Annotated in this window: 5 protein-coding genes; all 5 read left to right on the plus strand. The window is 33.9% G+C overall.

All coding sequences use genetic code 11. The features are described 5' to 3' along the window. Positions 1 to 447 precede the first annotated feature (447 nt). The gene (locus ACPYKA_RS19920) at positions 448 to 648 is read left to right on the plus strand and encodes a DUF951 domain-containing protein (protein WP_479543933.1); all 201 of its coding nucleotides are present in this window, start codon (positions 448 to 450) and stop codon (positions 646 to 648) included. Between the two features lie 172 nt (positions 649 to 820). Next, entirely contained in the window at positions 821 to 1,921 is a 1,101-nt protein-coding gene (gene ychF, locus ACPYKA_RS19925; protein WP_479543934.1) for a redox-regulated ATPase YchF, read from the plus strand. Positions 1,922 to 2,084: 163 nt separating this feature from the next. Further along, positions 2,085 to 2,375: a 30S ribosomal protein S6 gene (rpsF, locus tag ACPYKA_RS19930; protein WP_479543935.1), complete on the plus strand. Its 291-nt coding sequence runs from the start codon at positions 2,085 to 2,087 to the stop codon at positions 2,373 to 2,375. Positions 2,376 to 2,390: 15 nt separating this feature from the next. Beyond that, positions 2,391 to 2,891: a single-stranded DNA-binding protein gene (gene ssb / locus ACPYKA_RS19935; RefSeq protein ID WP_479543936.1), complete on the plus strand. Its 501-nt coding sequence runs from the start codon at positions 2,391 to 2,393 to the stop codon at positions 2,889 to 2,891. Positions 2,892 to 2,929: 38 nt separating this feature from the next. After that, positions 2,930 to 3,154: a 30S ribosomal protein S18 gene (rpsR, locus tag ACPYKA_RS19940; protein ID WP_336260272.1), complete on the plus strand. Its 225-nt coding sequence runs from the start codon at positions 2,930 to 2,932 to the stop codon at positions 3,152 to 3,154. Positions 3,155 to 3,288: the final 134 nt, after the last annotated feature.

A 3,288-nucleotide genomic window follows, 5' to 3' on the forward strand; every position in this document is an offset into this window, starting at 1 on the left:
GAACGATCAGTACCAATACAAAGAACGATTAAATTTGTATAATATTTTGGCAAACATGTTATAAGAATGTCACTAGTTAATTTAATTGCTAAAGGATCTTTATAGTGAACATAATTCACATCATTATTTTGAACTGGATTATTCATATAGAAACGTTCCTTCCATATTGTATTAGGTTGGTAAAAAGTAAACGAAGTCGTTCCCCAATTGTCGAGACTTTAGTTATCGAGCAAGTTTTTATAGTATACGTTTTAAAACAGAACAATATACATCCAGTTTTGAAGCTGATTTCTATAGAAAACAGTAAAGAAAGCAGTCGTTTATATTAATTTCTATTTTTAAAATGATATAATAGGTACGAAAAACTACTAACTTAATTGCTGGATGGCTTCCGTAGCTAATTGTTTATTTGTAATGAAGGATTTAAAATAAGAAAGGATAATGGAAATGGATAAAAAACAATTTTCATTAAATGATATTGTTGAGATGAAAAAACAACATCCATGTGGTGAAAATAAGTGGAAAATCATTCGGATGGGAATGGATATACGGATTAAATGTTTAGGGTGTGACAGAAGTGTGCTTATCCCAAGAAACGAATTTCAAAAGAAATTAAAGAAAATTATTGAAAAAAGTGAAAAAGAATAAATACGTAGTAATAACCTACGAAAAAATGAGTTTTCGTATAAAGAAAATTGAATTTTGACTAGTCAACGATAATGAGTTTTTACATTTTAGCTATTTGTTATTTTAATATAAAAAAGTATAATACTAGATAGTTCAGATGAACTAGGGGATCCGTTTAAGGAGTGGGAATTAGATGTCATTAACAGCAGGAATAGTTGGTCTTCCCAATGTAGGGAAGTCAACATTATTTAATGCAATAACAAGGGCAGGCGCAGAATCTGCTAATTATCCGTTTTGTACAATTGATCCAAATGTTGGGATTGTAGAAGTTCCGGATGAAAGATTACAAAAATTAACGGAAGTAGTAAAACCGAAAAAAACAGTACCTACTGCATTTGAATTTACTGATATTGCTGGCATTGTAAAAGGGGCAAATAAAGGAGAAGGGTTAGGAAATCAGTTTCTTTCTCATATCAGGCAAGTTGATGCTATTTGTCAAGTCGTTCGTTGTTTTGAAGATGAAAATATTACGCATGTTTCCGGAAAAATAGATCCGATTGATGATATTGAAACAATTAATCTTGAACTGATTTTAGCTGATTTAGAGACTGTAACACGCCGTTATGATCGTTCAGAAAAATTAGCAAGACAAAAAGAAAAAGAAGCAGTACAAGAATTTAATACGATGAAAAAGTTAAAAGAAGGACTTGAAAATGAAATACCAGCCCGAGCTGTAGAACTAACAGAAGAAGAGTTGAAAATAGCAAATCAACTACATCTTTTAACAGCAAAGCCAATTTTATATGTTGCAAATGTAAGTGAAGATGATATTACAGAGATTGAAGGAAATAAATATGTAAAACAGGTAAAAGAATATGCCGAAAAAGACAATGCCGAGGTAATTGTTGTAAGTGCTAAAATTGAAGAAGAAATTGCCGAACTAGATCAAGAAGAAAAGGAACTATTTTTAGAAGAGTTAGGGATAGAGCAATCAGGACTGGATCAATTAATTACAGCATCCTATGAATTATTGGGACTTGCAACATACTTTACTGCAGGGGAACAAGAGGTAAGAGCTTGGACGTTTAAAAAAGGAATGAAAGCACCTCAAGCTGCAGGAATTATTCATACAGACTTTGAACGAGGATTTATCCGGGCCGAGACAGTGTCTTATGATGATTTAATGGAAGCTGGATCCATGGTACAAGCCAGGGAGAATGGGAAAGTTAGACTTGAAGGAAAAGATTACTTGGTAAAAGATGGGGACGTCATTCATTTCCGATTTAATGTATAAGAGATCACAAGCAATATAACGTATAATTTGGGACAACCAAAAGAGTTGTTATTTTAGCATGTTTTTGTTATAATTTTCATCTGTGGGTAATTGTAAAAATTACTCCTTGCTCTGCCTCATATGTTGAAGGCAAAGCCGTATAGACCAAAAGGAGGTGCGTAGGATGAGAGATTATGAAATCATGTATATCATCCGCCCAAATATCGAAGAAGAAGCTAGAACAGCGTTAATTGAACGCTTTAACGCTATTTTAACAGATAATGGGGCTACAATTGATAAAGTAGACGAGTTAGGTTCACGTCGACTTGCATATGAAATTAATAATTTCCGTGATGGTTATTATGTTGTTATTAACTTTAAAGGCGATCACCAAGCTGTAAATGAATTTGAACGTCAAGCAAAGTTTTCTGATGACATTATTCGCCACATGGTAGTTCGTTTAGATGAACAATAATAGGGAGTGATTCTGGTGTTGAATAGAGTCGTTTTAGTCGGAAGGCTAACAAGAGATCCCGATTTACGTTATACTGCAAGTGGAGTAGCAGTTGCTAATTTTACAGTAGCTGCAAACAGACCATTTAGAAATCAGCAAGGAGAACAAGAAGCAGATTTTATTAACTGTGTTGTATGGCGAAAGACTGCGGAAAACCTTGCAAATTATATGAAAAAAGGCAGTATGATCGGAGTAGATGGTAGAATCCAAACACGATCATATGAAGGTCAGGATGGAAAGATGGTTTATGTTACGGAAGTAGTGGCTGAGAATATCCAATTCTTGGAGTCAAGAGGAGCTTCGCAACAAAGAGGTCCAGGCCCAGGTCCATCTAGTTACAGTCCTAACGAATCCTTTCAACATCAAGCACCACCATCCCATAGTCAACCATCCCAACCAATGGAAGAAAGAACAGCAAATCCATTTCAAAAAGATGGGGAACAAGTAGACATTTCTGACGATGATTTACCGTTTTAAGATATATCTAATGACATTTAAAGTAAGGAGTGATACTGATGAGACGTGGTCGTCCAAGACGTCGTAAAGTGTGTTATTTTACAGCGAACGGAATTACACATATCGACTATAAAGATGTTGACTTACTAAGAAGATTTATTTCTGAACGTGGAAAAATTCTTCCACGAAGAGTAACTGGAACATCTGCTAAATATCAACGTAAATTGACTATTGCAATTAAACGTGCTCGAGCAATGGCATTACTGCCATTTGTTAGTGAATAATTAAAAAATTCCTTTTCATATTCTAATAGGATATTGAAAAGGAATTTTTATTTTTTTAAAAGATAAGAAAGTATAAAATTTTTGCTCTACCACGGTGTTGATCACTGTGGTATTCTTATTGTATGGAAAAAAAT

Source organism: Pseudogracilibacillus amylolyticus (SeqCode) (assembly GCF_051918545.1).
Lineage (GTDB): Bacteria > Bacillota > Bacilli > Bacillales > Amphibacillaceae > Pseudogracilibacillus.